At 68.2% G+C, this 14,036-nt stretch carries 18 protein-coding genes; 10 read left to right on the top strand and 8 right to left on the bottom strand.

Annotation, left to right across the window (positions count from 1 at the left end; translation table 11 throughout):
• The first annotated feature begins 17 nt into the window (after positions 1-17).
• From lipB to TTH_RS01220, 8 genes are all read left to right on the top strand, one after another.
• The gene (gene lipB, locus TTH_RS01255) at positions 18-671 is read left to right on the top strand and encodes a lipoyl(octanoyl) transferase LipB (protein ID WP_011174104.1); all 654 of its coding nucleotides are present in this window, start codon (positions 18-20) and stop codon (positions 669-671) included.
• The gene (gene lipA / locus TTH_RS01250) at positions 661-1,632 is read left to right on the top strand and encodes a lipoyl synthase (protein WP_011174105.1); all 972 of its coding nucleotides are present in this window, start codon (positions 661-663) and stop codon (positions 1,630-1,632) included. Before lipB ends, lipA begins: the two co-directional genes overlap by 11 nt.
• Entirely contained in the window at positions 1,629-1,988 is a 360-nt protein-coding gene (locus TTH_RS01245) for a DUF3054 domain-containing protein (protein ID WP_011227800.1), read from the top strand. The genes lipA and TTH_RS01245 overlap by 4 nt, the downstream gene beginning before the upstream one ends.
• A gap of 9 nt (positions 1,989-1,997) precedes the next feature.
• Entirely contained in the window at positions 1,998-2,867 is an 870-nt protein-coding gene (locus TTH_RS01240) for an NAD(P)-dependent oxidoreductase (RefSeq protein ID WP_011174107.1), read from the top strand.
• 604 nt (positions 2,868-3,471) lie between these two features.
• Positions 3,472-4,266: a class I SAM-dependent methyltransferase gene (locus TTH_RS11425; protein WP_224065223.1), complete on the top strand. Its 795-nt coding sequence runs from the start codon at positions 3,472-3,474 to the stop codon at positions 4,264-4,266.
• Entirely contained in the window at positions 4,263-4,913 is a 651-nt protein-coding gene (locus TTH_RS01230) for an AzlC family ABC transporter permease (protein WP_011174109.1), read from the top strand. Before TTH_RS11425 ends, TTH_RS01230 begins: the two co-directional genes overlap by 4 nt.
• A gap of 78 nt (positions 4,914-4,991) precedes the next feature.
• On the top strand, positions 4,992-6,212 hold the full coding sequence (locus TTH_RS01225; RefSeq protein WP_011227798.1) for an IS256-like element ISTth4 family transposase: 1,221 nt from the start codon (positions 4,992-4,994) through the stop codon (positions 6,210-6,212).
• Positions 6,209-6,448, top strand: a complete 240-nt coding sequence (locus tag TTH_RS01220) for a branched-chain amino acid transport (protein WP_164926024.1) — start codon at positions 6,209-6,211, stop codon at positions 6,446-6,448. The genes TTH_RS01225 and TTH_RS01220 overlap by 4 nt, the downstream gene beginning before the upstream one ends.
• Here TTH_RS01220 and lpdA read toward each other — a convergent pair.
• Genes lpdA through TTH_RS01190 form a run of 6 tightly spaced genes read right to left on the bottom strand, consistent with a single transcriptional unit; the run spans position 6,445 to position 11,742 of the window.
• Positions 6,445-7,830, bottom strand: coding sequence for a dihydrolipoyl dehydrogenase (gene lpdA, locus TTH_RS01215; protein ID WP_024118855.1), 1,386 nt, complete (start codon positions 7,828-7,830; stop codon positions 6,445-6,447). The two genes, TTH_RS01220 and lpdA, sit on opposite strands and share 4 nt — an antisense overlap.
• A gap of 10 nt (positions 7,831-7,840) precedes the next feature.
• A complete protein-coding gene (locus TTH_RS01210; RefSeq protein WP_011227796.1) occupies positions 7,841-9,196 on the bottom strand; it encodes a dihydrolipoamide acetyltransferase family protein in 1,356 nt (451 codons plus the stop codon).
• 10 nt (positions 9,197-9,206) lie between these two features.
• The gene (locus tag TTH_RS01205) at positions 9,207-9,452 is read right to left on the bottom strand and encodes a type II toxin-antitoxin system HicA family toxin (RefSeq protein WP_081424925.1); all 246 of its coding nucleotides are present in this window, start codon (positions 9,450-9,452) and stop codon (positions 9,207-9,209) included.
• Positions 9,449-9,652, bottom strand: coding sequence for a 2-oxoisovalerate dehydrogenase E1 subunit beta (locus tag TTH_RS01200; protein WP_011227795.1), 204 nt, complete (start codon positions 9,650-9,652; stop codon positions 9,449-9,451). Before TTH_RS01200 ends, TTH_RS01205 begins: the two co-directional genes overlap by 4 nt.
• 2 nt (positions 9,653-9,654) lie before the next feature.
• The gene (locus TTH_RS01195; RefSeq protein WP_011227794.1) at positions 9,655-10,629 is read right to left on the bottom strand and encodes an alpha-ketoacid dehydrogenase subunit beta; all 975 of its coding nucleotides are present in this window, start codon (positions 10,627-10,629) and stop codon (positions 9,655-9,657) included.
• A gap of 9 nt (positions 10,630-10,638) precedes the next feature.
• Positions 10,639-11,742 (bottom strand): thiamine pyrophosphate-dependent dehydrogenase E1 component subunit alpha, encoded by a 1,104-nt coding sequence (locus tag TTH_RS01190; RefSeq protein ID WP_011227793.1) that lies wholly within the window; start codon positions 11,740-11,742, stop codon positions 10,639-10,641.
• Between the two features lie 130 nt (positions 11,743-11,872).
• Here TTH_RS01190 and TTH_RS01185 point away from each other — a divergent pair, with 130 nt between their 5' ends.
• Together TTH_RS01185 and TTH_RS01180 are read left to right on the top strand one after the other, a co-directional pair.
• On the top strand, positions 11,873-12,286 hold the full coding sequence (locus TTH_RS01185; protein WP_011227792.1) for a 23S rRNA (pseudouridine(1915)-N(3))-methyltransferase RlmH: 414 nt from the start codon (positions 11,873-11,875) through the stop codon (positions 12,284-12,286).
• Positions 12,283-12,675 (top strand): metallopeptidase family protein, encoded by a 393-nt coding sequence (locus tag TTH_RS01180; RefSeq protein ID WP_011227791.1) that lies wholly within the window; start codon positions 12,283-12,285, stop codon positions 12,673-12,675. The genes TTH_RS01185 and TTH_RS01180 overlap by 4 nt, the downstream gene beginning before the upstream one ends.
• Here TTH_RS01180 and TTH_RS01175 read toward each other — a convergent pair.
• Positions 12,626-13,051: a DUF2203 domain-containing protein gene (locus tag TTH_RS01175; RefSeq protein ID WP_011227790.1), complete on the bottom strand. Its 426-nt coding sequence runs from the start codon at positions 13,049-13,051 to the stop codon at positions 12,626-12,628. The two genes, TTH_RS01180 and TTH_RS01175, sit on opposite strands and share 50 nt — an antisense overlap.
• A gap of 98 nt (positions 13,052-13,149) precedes the next feature.
• Positions 13,150-14,034 carry a biotin--[acetyl-CoA-carboxylase] ligase gene (locus tag TTH_RS01170; RefSeq protein ID WP_011227789.1) on the bottom strand — a complete coding sequence of 295 codons (885 nt, stop codon included), beginning with the start codon at positions 14,032-14,034 and terminating at the stop codon, positions 13,150-13,152.
• Positions 14,035-14,036: the final 2 nt, after the last annotated feature.

Genomic DNA, 14,036 nt, shown 5'->3' with positions numbered 1-14,036 from the left:
CGGCGTATCCTTAGGGCGTGGAGTTCCTGGTGGAGGACCTCGGCTTGGTGCCTTACGGGGAGGCCTGGGCGTACCAGAAGCGGGTGCACCGGGAGGTGGTGGCGGGAAACCGCCCCCCCACCCTCCTCCTCCTGGAGCACCCCAGGGTCATCACCTTAGGCCGGAAGGCCACGGGGGAGAACCTGCTCTTCCCCGAGAGCTGGTACCGGGAGAACGGGTTTGAGCTCTACTGGGTGGAGCGGGGCGGGGACGTGACCTACCACGGCCCCGGGCAGCTGGTGGGCTACCCCATCTTCCCCGTGGGCCGGGAGGTGCGCCGCTTTTTAAGGCAGATTGAGGAGGCCATCGTCCGGGTGGCCGCGGGCTACGGGATCTCCGCCTACCCCACCCCGGGCTACGCCGGAGTCTGGGTGGGGGAGGACAAGCTCTGCGCCATCGGCGTGGCGGTGAAGGAGGGGGTGAGCTTCCACGGCTTCGCCCTGAACGTCAACACCGACCTCAACGACTTCACCGTCATCGTCCCCTGCGGCCTCAAGGGAAAGGGGGTCACCTCCTTGGAGAAGCTTTTGGGCCGGAAGGTCCCCATGGAGGAGGCCAAGGCCAGGGTGGTGGCGGCCTTCGCCGAGGTCTTCGGCCTGAGGCCCGTAGAGGGGAGTGTCCATGAAGCCTAAGTTTGAGACGGTGGAGCTCCTCTCCCCCACGGGGGAGGTCGTTGAGCTCAAGGTGGTGAAGCGGGGCCTGGCCCAGGCCCGGCCCGAGCCCGTGGACCGGAACAAGCCCGCCTGGATCAAGGCCCCTTTGCCCACCGGGCCCAGATACCAGGCCCTGAAGGCCATGGTGCGGGAGCTTAGGCTCCACACCGTCTGCCAGGAGGCCCTCTGCCCCAACATCGGGGAGTGCTGGACCCACGGGACCCTGACGGTGATGATCCTGGGGGATATCTGCACCCGGGCCTGCAAGTTCTGCGCCGTCCACACCGGGAACCCCAAGGGCCTCGTGGACCCGGAGGAACCAAGGAGGGTGGCCGAGGCCATCGCCCGCATGGGGGTGCGGTACGTGGTCTTGACCAGCGTGGACCGGGATGACCTTCCGGATGGCGGCGCCTCCCACTTCGCCGCCACCATCCGGGCCATCAAGGAGAGGGCCCCCGGGGTCTTGGTGGAGGCCCTGACCCCTGACTTCCAGGGGGACCTGAAGGCCGTGGAGACGGTCCTCGCCGCGAACCCCGAGGTCTACGCCCAGAACCTGGAGACGGTGCGCCGCCTCACCCCCAAGGTCCGCGACCCCCGGGCGGGGTACGAGCAGACCCTGAAGGTTCTCGCCCACGCCAAGAAGGTCCGGCCCGACATCCTCACCAAGTCTAGCCTCATGCTGGGCCTGGGGGAGACGGAGGAGGAGATCCTCGAGGCCATGCGGGACCTCAGGGCCGCGGGGGTGGACATCCTCACCTTGGGCCAGTACCTGAGGCCCACCCCTGCCCACCTCCCCGTGGCCCGCTACGTTCCCCCCGAGGACTTCAAGCGGTACGAGGCCTGGGGGTACGAGCTGGGCTTTAGGGAGGTCTTCGCCGGGCCCTTGGTGCGGAGCTCCTACCGGGCGGACCGGGTCTTCCTGGAGGCCACCCAAAGATGAGCCGAAAGACGGCCCTTTTCCTCCTGGACCTCCTCGCCCTCCTCCTCTTCGCCGGGGTGGGCCTCCTTTCCCACGGGCTTCCCCTCTCCTTGGGGGGCCTCGCCCGGAACGTCCTCCCCGTCCTCTTCGTCTGGCTCCTCCTTGCTCCCTTCCTCGGCACCTACAGGAGGCCCACCTGGAAAAACCTCCTCCTCACCTGGCTCTTCGCCTTCCCCGCGGGGCTATGGCTGAGGCAGATGGTCTTGGGCGGGACTTTCGGGGTGGGGTTCTTCGTCTTCTTGGGCGTGGCCATGGGGTTCAGCCTCCTTTTCCTCCTTCTCCTAAGGGGCCTCGCCAAGGGGCTTCGCCTCTGGTAAAAAAAAGCCATGGAAAAGGTGGCCTTCATCGGTCTTGGGGCCATGGGCTACCCCATGGCGGGGCACCTGGCGCGGCGTTTCCCCACCCTGGTCTGGAACCGCACCTTTGAAAAGGCCCTGAGGCACCAGGAGGAGTTCGGCTCCGAGGCCGTGCCCCTGGAGAGGGTGGCCGAGGCCCGGGTGATCTTCACCTGCCTTCCCACCACCCGGGAGGTCTACGAGGTGGCCGAGGCCCTCTACCCCTACCTCAGGGAGGGCACCTACTGGGTGGACGCCACGAGCGGGGAGCCGGAGGCGAGCCGCAGGCTTGCGGAGAGGCTACGGGAGAAGGGCGTCACCTACCTGGACGCCCCCGTCTCCGGGGGCACCTCGGGGGCGGAGGCGGGGACCCTCACGGTGATGCTGGGGGGGCCCGAGGAGGCGGTGGAGCGGGTCAGGCCCTTTCTCGCCTACGCCAAGAAGGTGGTCCACGTGGGCCCCGTGGGGGCGGGGCATGCGGTGAAGGCCATCAACAACGCCCTCCTCGCCGTGAACCTCTGGGCGGCGGGGGAGGGGCTTTTGGCCCTGGTGAAGCAGGGGGTTTCCGCGGAGAAGGCCCTCGAGGTCATCAACGCCTCCTCGGGCCGCTCCAACGCCACGGAGAACCTCATTCCCCAAAGGGTCCTCACCCGGGCCTTCCCCAAGACCTTCGCCTTGGGGCTATTGGTGAAGGACCTGGGGATCGCCATGGGGGTTTTGGACGGGGAGAAGGCCCCAAGCCCCCTCCTCCGCCTCGCCCGGGAGGTCTACGAGATGGCCAAGCGGGAGCTGGGCCCGGATGCGGACCACGTGGAGGCCCTGAGGCTTTTGGAGCGCTGGGGCGGGGTGGAGATCCGCTGAGGCCCTTTTCCCCGGCCCTTACCCGGAGCAAGCCAGAAGGGGTGGCTTCCTAAGGGGGAAGGCCAGGGTGGGACCGCCTCCAGGCAGGGAGGTGGGGCCGGGGGAAGAGGTGGAGTTCGCTGGGGATGAACCCCATGTGTACGCCAGCGAGGAGGGGGCGAGCCTCCTGGTTTTCCTGCACTACCCACTGCCTCCCCGGCCGCAAGGGGAGGCCGGTAGCCCGGAGAAGGCCTCCTTGGCCCTGCGGGAGGTGAGCCTAGGGGTGGGGGGTCTGGCCTTGGAAGGCCGCTGGCTTGCGCCGGGGTTCCAGGAAGGGGTTTTTGTTCGTTGGGGCGCAAACCGCACCTACCTCTTTAGCCTCCCTTTGGCCCCCTTACCCCGCCTCGAGGCCCAGGGGCTTTTGGGCGAGGCCTTGGCCCTCCTCCATGCCCCTAAAGAAGATCTGAGGTCCCATGGGCAAAGCCCCAGCCTCCTCCTACGCACCCTGGCTTGGGAGGGGTTGCTCCTTAAGGGGGAAGTGGCCGACCCGGCCCCCCTTCTCGTCCAAACCGCGCGGTCTCCTGTGGGCTCTTCAAAGGAAGAGGATTGGGAAAGTCGCATCTCGGTGGACCTCTACGCCCGGGTGGAACTCCTCCATCCCGGCTACGCCAGGCAGCCCCTTTTTCTGGCCTATGGGTTGCAGGCCGTGGGCCTGGAGAGGGGAAGGTTTTTGGACGTGGGCACGGGGCCTGGGCATCACCTTCTCCTGCTCTTGGAGCTGTTGCCCCATTTGGAGCCGGTGGCGGTGGAACCCAGTCCGGCCTCGAGGCAAGCCCTGGCCCAGTTGATCCCAGGCGTGGAGGTGTTGCCTGAGGATTTCACCCTTTTGGATCCGGAGGAAACCTTTCCCCTGATCGTCTGCGTGGGGGCCAGCCACCACATGTCCACGTGGCGCTTCTTAGAGAAGGCTTACCGGCTCCTGCGCCCTGGGGGCCTTTTGGCGGTGGCGGACGAGTTTTTGCGTCCCTTCACCACCCGAGAGGAGCGGGCCCGGAACCTGGTGCTTCACCACACGGCCTACCTGCTCCCCTTTCCCTTGGAGGAAACGGAGGCCCTTTGGGCTTTACGCCTGCTAGCCTTGCAAGGAGAGTCCCGAGGCCTTAGGGCCTTGGCCGAGGAGGCTCTGCAAGACCTTGAAACGCGTTCCGATGCCTTCGCTACCTTTGCGCGGCTGGAGCTCCAGGCCCTTCTGGCCGGGCTGGACTACGAGGTGGAGACCAAGACCTATCCCCGCCGTTTTTTGGAGCTGACCTTTGCCGTGGGCTTTGAGCTGGAGCACCACCACCGTTTGTTTGCCACCCATGGCCGCGGTTCTTGGGACGGGGGCACCCACCTCTTCCTCCTGAGGAGGCCCAAATGAAGCGGGGGCTAGGGGCAGCTTGGCCCGTCGCCTTGGGGTATTTCCCCGTGGCCGTGGCCTTCGGCGCTTTGGGGGCGCAGGCGGGGCTCAGCCCCCTTTGGGTCCAGCTCACCTCTCTCCTGGTCTTCGCCGGGGCCAGCCAGTTCGCCCTGGTGGGGCTTTTGGCCCAGGGGGTCCCGCCCTTGTTGGCGGCCCTTTTGGGGCTTCTCCTCAACCTGCGCCACGCCTTCTACGGCCCCGCCCTGAGGCCCTACCTGAGGGGAGGTCCCCTAGAGGCCTTCTTCCTCACCGATGAGGTCTTCGCCGTGGCTTTGAGGGCCCTCCCGGGCCTTCCCCCAGGGGAAAGGCGGGGCTACTTCCTGGGCTTGGGCCTCGGGGCCTACCTCTCCTGGAACCTGGGCACCGCCCTCGGGGTCTTGGGGGCCCAGGGGCTCTTGGCCTTCCCGGGTTTGGGGGAGGCCCTTTCCTTCGCCCTTCCCGCCCTTTTCTTCCTCCTGGCCCTGCCCCACCTGAAGAACCCCGTGGCCCTGCTGGCGGGCGGGGTGGCCCTGGGCTTCCACCTCCTGGGCCAGACGGCCTGGGGCCTCTTCCTGGCAGGGGTCACCGGGCTCCTTGGAGAGGGATTTGGCGAAAGGAGGCGTCCATGACCTTGGCCCTTCTCCTTCTGGCCCTGGGCACCTTTCTCCTCCGGTTCCGGTCGTGTAAGGATTTATGTGTAAGGGTCCGTGTTTAATAGGGGGGCACACCTTGGAACGAGGAGGTGCCCCGTGGACCAGGATACCTTGCGGATCTTGCTGAGGGAAGCGGTGCGGGAGACGGTGGCCGAGGTTTTGCAGACGGTTCTGGAGCTGGACCGGACGGCCTTCTTGCAGGTGCACGGAGGCCGCAGGAACGGCTACTACCCCCGCAAGCTGGAGACCACCTTCGGCCAGGTGGACCTGAAGGTCCCTAGGGATCGGGAATCTCGGTATTACCCGGCTTTCCTTAAGCCCTACGCCCGCCGCCTGGTGGACGTGGGGGAAGTAGCTGTGGCCTTGTACGCCGCCGGGGTCAGTCAGCGCAAGGCGGCCGAGATACTGAGCCTGCTCCTGGGCCACCGCTACTCCCACGAGACCCTGAGCGCCCTGACGGACGAGGTCCTGGAGGCGGCAGGAGCCTTCCGCACCCGGCCTTTGCCCGAGGAGATGGCCTTCGTCTACCTGGACGGGCTTTCCCTAAAGGTCTTCAGGGAAGGAGAAGGGATCGTACGGGAAAGCGTGTATGTGGCCCTGGGCATCGCCCCTAATGGGGAGAGGCGGGTCCTGGGGTTCTGGCTTTTGCCCACGGAGAGCGCCCTGGGATGGGAGGGGGTCCTGGGGGAGCTTTGGCAGCGGGGCCTGCGGCGGGTGTTGCTCTTTGTCACCGACGGGCTGCCCGGGCTTCCTGAAGCGATCCGCAGGGTCTACCCTCAGGCGGAATGGCAGCGGTGCGTGGTGCACGGGGTGCGGTGGAGCCTGTCCCAGGTGCGCTCCCGGGACCGGGCCCTGCTGGCGGAGGACCTGAGGCGGGTGTACGGGGCGGAGAGCCGGGAAGAAGCTCTTGGGGCCTTGGAGGAGGTGAAGGCCGCCTGGGGTTCGCGGTACCCGGGGGTGGTGGGGCTTTGGGTACAGGATTCGGGGGCCTTCCTGCGGTTCTACGGGTACCCCAAGGTGCTTTGGCCGTACTTGCGGAGCACCAACCTGATGGAGCGGTTTATCCGGGAGCTACGGCGGGGGACGAAGGTGCGGGACCACAAGTTTCCTAAGGAAGAGGCGGTGTACAAGCTTCTTTACCTGGAGTCGGAGAGGCAGGAAGGGAGGTGGGCAGAACGGAAACTAAAGGGGTTCTCGGAGGTGAAGGAGGTGCTGGAGAAGATGCTTCAGGAGCGGTATGCCCCCCGTACACAGACTCTTACACAGAGTCCTTGACACGACCCCGGTTCCTGCCCTGGCGGGCGGAAAAAGGTCTAAGGGCGGGCCATGCGGGGCCCGCCTTGGTGGTGGCCCTCTTTCTGGTTTCCGCCTTCGGCCCGCCCCCCTCTCCCGAGTGGCTCCGCGCCCTCTTGGCCCTTCTTGGCACCTACATGGGGGCGCGCCTCACGGGAAATCTGGGCCTTGCCGTCTTCCTGGGGGCGGGGCTTTACGGGCTTCTTGGCCTTCTCTAGCGGTTCAGGATGTGGATGGCCTGCTTGTGGAAGGCCTCCGCCGCCTCCATGAGGCTTTCCGAGAGGGTGGGGTGGGGGTGGACGGTGAGGGCGAGGTCGGTGAGCGTGGCCCCCATCTCCAGGGCCAAGGCGGCCTCGGCGATGAGCTCCCCCGCCTGGGGCCCCACGATGAAGACCCCGAGGAGGAGGTCCGTCTCCTCGTCCCCCACCACCTTGACCATCCCCTCGGCCCCGCCCAGGGTGAGGGCCCGGCCACTGGCGGCGAGGGGGAACTTCCCCACCTTCACCTTGTAGCCCGCCCGCTTCGCTTCCTCCTCGGTGAGGCCCACCCCGGCCCACTCGGGGGAGGTGTAGACCACGCTCGGGACCTGGTAGTCAAAGGCGCTGTCCTTGCCGGCGGCGTTCTCGGCGGCGATGAGCCCCTCCCGCATGGCCTTGTGGGCGAGGAGGGGGGGGCGGGCCGCGTCGCCGATGGCGTAGACCCCGGGGACGCTCGTCTCCATCCGGGCGTTCACCCGGATGAAGCCCCGCTCGTCCACCTTGACCCCGGCCTTCTCCAGGCCCAGGCCCTCCGTGCGGGGCTTCCGGCCCACGGCCACCAGGACCTTGTCCACCACCACCTCCTCCCCCTCGCCGCCCTCGGCGGGCTCGAGGCGCACGTGGAGGCCGTCCTTCTTCTTCTCGTAGCCCACGGCCTTGGTCTTGGTGCGAACCCTTATCCCCTCCTTTTCCAGGGCGCGCCTTAGGAGGGCGGCGGTCTCGGGGTCGCCCTGGGGGAGGATCTCCGGCATGTACTCAATGAGGGTGACCTCCGCGCCCAGGCGGCGGTAGACCTGGCCGAGCTCGAGGCCCACCGCCCCCCCGCCGATGACCAGGAGGCGCTTGGGGAGGCCCTCCTCTACCTTAAGGGCCCGGGTGGAGTCCCAGACGTCCTCGCCGAAGGGGAAGCCCTTGAGCTCCAGGGGTTCGCTCCCCGTGGCGAGGATCAGGCTTTTTGCCCCGTAACGCTCGCCCCCTACCTCCACCTCCTTGGGGCCCACCAAGCGGGCGAAGCCCCTGAGGAGCTCCACCCCGTTCCCCTTGAGGAGGGTGCCCACGCCCCCGGTGAGCTTTTTCACCACCTGATCCCGCCAGCCGCCGAGCTTCTTCAGGTCCAGCTCCGGCTTGGCCTTCAGGCCGAACCCCTCGGCCACCTTCAGGTGGTGGAGGGTCTCGGCGGCGTGGAGGAGGGCCTTGGTGGGGATGCAGCCCACGTTGAGGCAGACCCCCCCCACCTCGCCCGCCTCCACCGCCAGCACCTTGAGGCCGAGCTGGGCGGCCCGGATGGCGGCGTGGTAGCCCCCCGGGCCGGTGCCGATCACGATGAGGTCGTAGGTCTTCATAGGCGTCATCCTACATTTCCAGAAGGAGCAGGTCGGGGTTTTCCAAGAGCCTGATGACCTCCCGGGTGAACATGGCCGCCTCGGCCCCGTCCACCAGGCGGTGGTCAAAGGAGAGGGAGAGGAACATGATGTCCCGCGGCCTTATGGAGCCGTCCGGCATGACCCAGGGGCGCTTCCTTATGGAGTGCACGCCGAGGATGGCCGCGTCCGGCAGGTGGATGATGGGGAAGCTCAAGGTGGCCCCCACGGAGCCGATGTTGGTGATGGTGAAGGTGGACCCCGTAACCTCCTCCGGGGCGAGGCGGCCTTCCCGCGCCTTCTGGGAGAGCTCGGCGATCTCCTGGGCGAGCTCCAAGACGCTCTTCCGGTCCGCATCCCGCACCACGGGGACGATGAGGCCCCTTTCCGTGGCCACGGCGAGGCCGATGTGGTAGTAGCGCTTGTAGACGATCTCCTGCCTCTCCTCGTCCAGGCTGGTGTTCAGCATGGGGAACTTCTTCAGGGCCCGCACCACTGCCTTGACGATGAAGGGCAGGTAGGTGAGCTTGACCCCCTGGGCCTCGGCCTGGGGCTTGAGGCGCTCGCGCAGGCGCACGAGCTCCGTGAGGTCGGCCTCGTCCACGTTGAGGGTGCGCACCGTGTAGAGGTGGCTCTGCCAGAGCCCCTGGGCGATGGTGCGGCGGATGCCCCTTAGAGGCACCCGCTCCTCCAGGTGCTCGTACCCCTTGGGCGGGGCGTACTTGGGCGGGGGCGGGAAGCCGGCAGGAAGCACCTGGGGCCCCTCCTCGGGCCTTTCGGGAGGGGCCTTCCTCCGCTCGGCGTAGGCCCGGACGTCCTCCACCCGGACCCTGCCCAAAGGCCCCGAGCCCGGCACCTCCTCAATGGGGATCCCGAGCTCCCGGGCGAGCTTCCGGGCGGCGGGGACGGCGAGGACCCGCCCCGGCCTCGCCCCCTCCTGGGGCTTTTCCCCGGAGAGGAAGGGGTTTTTCACCGCCACCTGCGTGGGGTCCGGCTTGAAGAGGGAGAGGTCCTCCTTCTCCTCCTTCGCGGGCAGGCCCGGCTCCACGATGGAGCGCTCCTCCACCGCCTGCACCGGGGGGGCCTCCTTCACGCCCTCCACCGCCTCGCCGGGCTCGGCGATGAGGGCGATGGGGGCGTGGACCTTGACCACCTCCCCCTCCTTGGCCAGCTTCTTCAGGAGCACCCCCTCGTAAGGGGAGGGCAGCTCCACCGTAACCTTGTCGGTCATGACCTCCACGAAGGGCTGGTCCTTCTTCAGGTAGTCCCCTTCCTCCACGAGCCACTTCAGAATCTCGCCTTCCACCACGCTTTCGGCGAGCTCGGGCATGAGGATTTCCTTGGGCATAGTCCTCCCTTTACAGGTCCAGGAGCTGTTGAAGTTCCTTGCGGTCTATCCCACGGGCTTCCGCCACCGCCTTTAGGATTCCGGCCAAGGTTCCCACCTTTAGCGGGCGATGAAGGGGGATGGTGATGGCATGAGGACCGCTAGGGCCTTCCCAGGTCATGCGCACGTGGCTTCCCGTTTGCCGCTCCACACGATAGCCCAGGCGGGCTAACCTCTGGACAAGTTCCTCCCCGGTGAGGTCGCGGGGAAGCCTCACGGGGTAAGGACCTCCTCGCGGACGAAGTGCAGGCGGATGATCGGAGGTGCCTCTTCGCCGAAGTGGCACCGGACCGCATCCCGCACCATCTCCTTGAGCTCCTCCCAGGTTTCTCCCTCCGTGAAGATGGCTTCCCCTAGGGCGCGGGCCACAAACCCCCCCTCTTCCGCCTCTTCCACCAGGAAGATGATTTCCCTCATATTCAGTAGTCTAGCGCCCGCTTGGCGGCGTTCAGGATCCGGGTGACGGTGGGCAGGTAGAGCTTGTCCTGGGCGTAGGGGTAGGGGGTGTCAAACCCCGTGACCCGGATGGGCGGGGCGAGGAGCATGTCCAGGAGGTCCTCGGCGATGGTGGCGGCCACCTCGCTCACGAAGCTTGCGTGCCTGGGGGCGTCGGAGACCAGGACCACCCTCCCCGTCTTGGCCACGGAGTTCATCACCGCCTCGTAGTCCCAGGGCATGAGGGTGCGGAGGTCCAACACCTCGGCGGAAACCCCCGCCTTGGCGAGCTCTGCCGCCGCCTGCAGGACCTCGGGCATCACGGTGCCGTAGCCGATGAGGGTGAGGTCCTTCCCCTCGCGCCTTAGGGCCGCTTTCCCGATGGGGAGGGTGTAGTCCTCCTCGGGCACCTCCTCCTTCACCGAGCGGTAGAGCCTCTTGGGCTCCAGGAAGACCACGGGGTCCTCGTCGCGGATGGCGGCCTTGAGGAGGCCCTTGGCGTCGTAGGGGGTGGAGACGGCCACCACCTTGAGCCCGGCGGTGTGGACGAAGTGGGCCTCGGGGCTTTGGGAGTGGTGGTGTCCGCCCCTCACCCCGCCCCCTGAGGGCATCCGCACTACCAAGGGTGCCGTGAACTGGCCCCCCGAGCGGTAGCGGAGCTTGGCCACCTGGCTCACGAGCTGATCAAAGCCCGGGAAGATGTAGTCGGCGAACTGGATCTCGGCCACGGGCCTCAGGCCGTGGGCGGCCATGCCCAAAGCGGCCCCCACGATGGCCGCCTCGGAGAGGGGGGTGTCCATGACCCGGTCGGGGCCGTACTTCTGGAGAAGCCCCTCGGTTACGAGGAAGACCCCGCCCCTTTTCCCCACGTCCTCCCCCAGGACCACCACCCGGGGGTCTTTGGCCATCTCCTCGTCCAGGGCCCGGTTCAGGGCCTGCACCATGGTCATGAGGGCCATACCCACCCCCTAGAGCTCCTCCTTGAGGAGGGCCTCCTGGCGCAAGAGGTGCCAGGGCTTCTCGGCGAAGACGTCCTCAAACATCCACTCGGGGGGCACGGGGCCCGCTTCTTCCGCCTCCTTGAGGCCCCGTTCCAGCTCGGCCCGGATCTCCTCCCGCACGTCCTCCTCCCACTCCTCGTTCCAGAGGCCCCTGGCCTCGAGGAAGCGCCGGAAGCGGGGGATGGGGTCCTTCTTCCGCCAGAAGGCCACCTCCTCCTTGGGCCGATAGCGGCTGTCGTCGTCGGCGGAGGAGTGGGGCCCGTAGCGGTAGACCCTGAGCTCCACGAGGCTCGGGCCCTCCCCCCTTCGCGCCCTTTCCACCGCCTCCTTGACCACGTAGTAGCTCGCCAGCACGTCCATCCCGTCCACCAGGTAGCCGGGAATGCCGAAGGCGTGGGCTTTGTCGGCGATGGTGGGGCTGTGGGTCTGGTGGCGGTAGTCCACGCTGATGGCGTAGAAGTTGTTCTCGGCGATGAAGACCGCCGGCGCCCCCTGCACGGCGGCGAAGTTGATCCCGGCGTACCAGTCCCCTTCGCTCGTGGCCCCGTCCCCGAAGGTGCAGACCGCCACCTGGCCCGTGCGCAGGAGCTTCATGCTGATGGCGGCGCCTGCGGCGGGAGGGACGTGGGAGGCGATGGGGCTCGCCACGGTGAAGAAGTTGAGGGCCTTGGAGCCGGGGTGCTCGGGCATCTGGCGGCCCTTGTTGGGGTCGGCCTTGGTGGCGAGCATCTGGCCGAGGAGCTCCTTGAGGGGGATCCCTAGGGCGAGGGCCAGGCCGTGGTCGCGGTAGTAGGGGAAGACCCAGTCAAAGCCCGGCCGGATGGCGTGGGCGATGGCCACCTGGGCGGCCTCGTGCCCCGCGGCGGGGGCGATGAAGCTGGTCTTGCCCGTGCGGATGAGGATGGTGTAGCGTTCGTCCAGCATCCGGGCCGCCAGCATGTCCCGGTAGAGCCTCCTTAGCTTCTCCCCCTCGAGGTCCAAGGGGAAGTCCCCAAGCCACTCCCCTTCCTCCCCGATGAGCCTTATGGGCTCCTCGGTGAAGGTCTCAAACCGATGGGTCTCCTTGACCATGGCACCCTCCTTCTTGGCGCTTGTGGCGCCGGGAAGCCCGCCCTGGGTAAGGGCCTCGGGCCTCCTTTTCGGGGGTGGGGCTGGATCCCACTTTCCCTTCCCCCTGAGTATACCGGGTTAGGATCAGGGGGTGCGGCTTCGGGTGGTGGCCGTGGGAAGGCCCCGGCTGGCCTACGCCCGGCTCGGGGTGGAGGAGTACGCGAGGCGCATGCGGCGGTACGCGCCTTTGGACCTGGTCTTCGTCCGGAAAGGGGAGGAGCTCCTCCCCAAGGCGGAGGGCCACCGGAAGGTGGTCCTGGACGAGCGGGGGAGGCTCTTGACCACCGAGGAGCTCTACCGGAGGCTCCTCGCCTGGGAGGGGGAGCGGGTGGCCTTCCTCGTGGGCGGGGCCGAGGGGCACCCGGAGGCGGTGCGGGAGGAGGCCGACCTCCTCCTTTCCCTCTCCCCCCTCACCCTGCAGCACGAGCTCGCCCTCCTCGTCCTCATGGAGCAGCTCTACCGCGTCCTGACCTTGAGGGCGGGGCACCCCTACCACCGGCCATGACCTACGAGGCCTTCGTGGAGCTGGTGGAGAGGCTCTGGGAGGAGGTCCCCGAGGACTTCAAGCGGGGGCTTCAGGGGGTGCACGTCTTCCCCGAGGCCAAGCCGGAGCCGGGGCTTGAGGGGGTGTGGCGCCTGGGGGAGTACCTGGACCCGGGGCCGCCTTCGGCCTTCGGGGGGTTTGAGGACCTGGGGCGGCACATCGCCCTCTACTACGGCTCCTTCTTGGAGGTGGCGGGGGAGGGGTTTGACTGGGAGGCCGAGGTGTGGGAAACCCTCCTCCACGAGCTCAGGCACCACCTGGAGTCCCTGGCGGGGCGGGACGACCTCGTCCAGGAGGACCTCAGGCGCCTGGACGCTTTTCGCCGGGGCGGGCCTTCTGGGGAAGGGTAGGGGTTGCTTCCGCGAGGGGCTTGCGCTCGGCGAAGCCCCCGGAGAGGGGGTGGTAGTGGGCCACCTCGGGCTCCCCCTCCTTCCAGCAGAGGAAGACCACCTGCCCCCCTACCCGGCCGGGGAAGTCCACCAGGCCCTGGTCCAGGTCCTTGAGGAAGACCCCGAGGGAGGCGAGGTAGCGGGCGTCGGCCTCGAGGGAGCCCAGGAGGAAGCGGACCTCCTCCTCCAGGGCCCGCCGCTCAAGCCCCCGGGCCTCGGGGAGGCGGGCCTGGGCCTCCTTGAGCTCCGCCCGGGCCTGGCGCATCTGGGAGAGGACCCTCTGGATCTCGGGCAGGAGGGCGTCCGCTTCTTCCTTGGTGAAGATGCGGGCGAACATACCTGCCCCCATCCTAGCACATTTGCTTGGGGAAATCTAAGCCTACCTCACTCATACCCTTGGGGGCCCCATGCCAGCGCAAGCCCGCATGGGGTGGGTCAAAGGAGGGGCAGAAGCTCCACCTCCCCCGCTCCCACCCGCACCCCGCCCACGAGGAGGCTCCCGTCGGGGAGGACGTCCTCGGCCAGGCCCTCCACCACCCCTTTGCCCGTGTGCACCCGCACCTTTCGGCCCAGGGTGAGGGAGGCCTGGCGGTAGCGCTCCAGGAGGGCCTCCGGGGTCTGCAGGAGGGGCAGGAGGGCCTCCAGCTTCAGGAGGAACCCCTCCAGCACCTCCCGGCGGGAAAGGGGGGCGTACGCCTGGAGGAAGGCCGCCCCCTCCGGCGCCCAGGCCACGTTCACCCCCACGCCCAGGAGGGCGTAACTCACCTCCTCCCCCTCGGCCCGGGCCTCGAGGAGGACCCCCGCGAGCTTGCCGCCGTCCGGGGCGAGGAGGTCGTTGGGCCACTTGAGCCCCCCCACCCCCACCGCCTCCCGCAGGGCAAGGCCCGCGAGGAGGGGCAAAAGCCCCAGGGCGGAGAGGGGAAGGCCTGGCCTTAGGAGGAGGGAGAAGGTGAGGCTTCCCCCGGGGCGGCTTTCCCAGGGCCTTCCCCGCCTGCCCCGGCCCCTTTCCTGGACCTCGGCGAGGACCAGGGCCCCCTCGGGGGCGCCCTCCTCGGCCCAGGCCCTTAGGACGTCCTGGGTGCTCCCCACCCGGCCCAGGTAGCGGTAGGGCCTCCCCAGCCTGCCCCGGGGGTGGAAGAGGTGGGGGAGGGGGGTCCCGGGGAGGATGCGGTAGCCCCGGCGGGAGACCTCCACGGGGTAGCCTTCCGCCCGGAGCCGCCTGGCCTCCTTGGAGACGGCGGCCCGGCTCACCCCGAGCCGCTCGGCCAGGGCCTCGCCGCTTTGCCAGGACTCCGTGAGGAGGTCCAAAAGCCCGGGCATCC

Origin of the sequence: Thermus thermophilus HB8, assembly GCF_000091545.1 — a bacterium.
GTDB lineage: Bacteria > Deinococcota > Deinococci > Deinococcales > Thermaceae > Thermus > Thermus thermophilus.
Note: the sequence above shows the minus strand (reverse complement) of the source record. Positions and strands in the feature narration are given on the sequence as shown.

Coding starts and splice junctions, on each gene's coding strand:
- lipA (WP_011174105.1), top strand. CDS start 661: ATGAAGCCTAAGTTTGAGACGGTGGAGCTCCTCTCCCCCACGGGGGAG.
- TTH_RS01245 (WP_011227800.1), top strand. CDS start 1,629: ATGAGCCGAAAGACGGCCCTTTTCCTCCTGGACCTCCTCGCCCTCCTC.
- TTH_RS01240 (WP_011174107.1), top strand. CDS start 1,998: ATGGAAAAGGTGGCCTTCATCGGTCTTGGGGCCATGGGCTACCCCATG.
- TTH_RS01230 (WP_011174109.1), top strand. CDS start 4,263: ATGAAGCGGGGGCTAGGGGCAGCTTGGCCCGTCGCCTTGGGGTATTTC.
- lpdA (WP_024118855.1), bottom strand. CDS start 7,830: ATGAAGACCTACGACCTCATCGTGATCGGCACCGGCCCGGGGGGCTAC.
- TTH_RS01210 (WP_011227796.1), bottom strand. CDS start 9,196: ATGCCCAAGGAAATCCTCATGCCCGAGCTCGCCGAAAGCGTGGTGGAA.
- TTH_RS01200 (WP_011227795.1), bottom strand. CDS start 9,652: ATGAGGGAAATCATCTTCCTGGTGGAAGAGGCGGAAGAGGGGGGGTTT.
- TTH_RS01195 (WP_011227794.1), bottom strand. CDS start 10,629: ATGGCCCTCATGACCATGGTGCAGGCCCTGAACCGGGCCCTGGACGAG.
- TTH_RS01190 (WP_011227793.1), bottom strand. CDS start 11,742: ATGGTCAAGGAGACCCATCGGTTTGAGACCTTCACCGAGGAGCCCATA.
- TTH_RS01180 (WP_011227791.1), top strand. CDS start 12,283: ATGACCTACGAGGCCTTCGTGGAGCTGGTGGAGAGGCTCTGGGAGGAG.
- TTH_RS01175 (WP_011227790.1), bottom strand. CDS start 13,051: ATGTTCGCCCGCATCTTCACCAAGGAAGAAGCGGACGCCCTCCTGCCC.
- TTH_RS01170 (WP_011227789.1), bottom strand. CDS start 14,034: ATGCCCGGGCTTTTGGACCTCCTCACGGAGTCCTGGCAAAGCGGCGAG.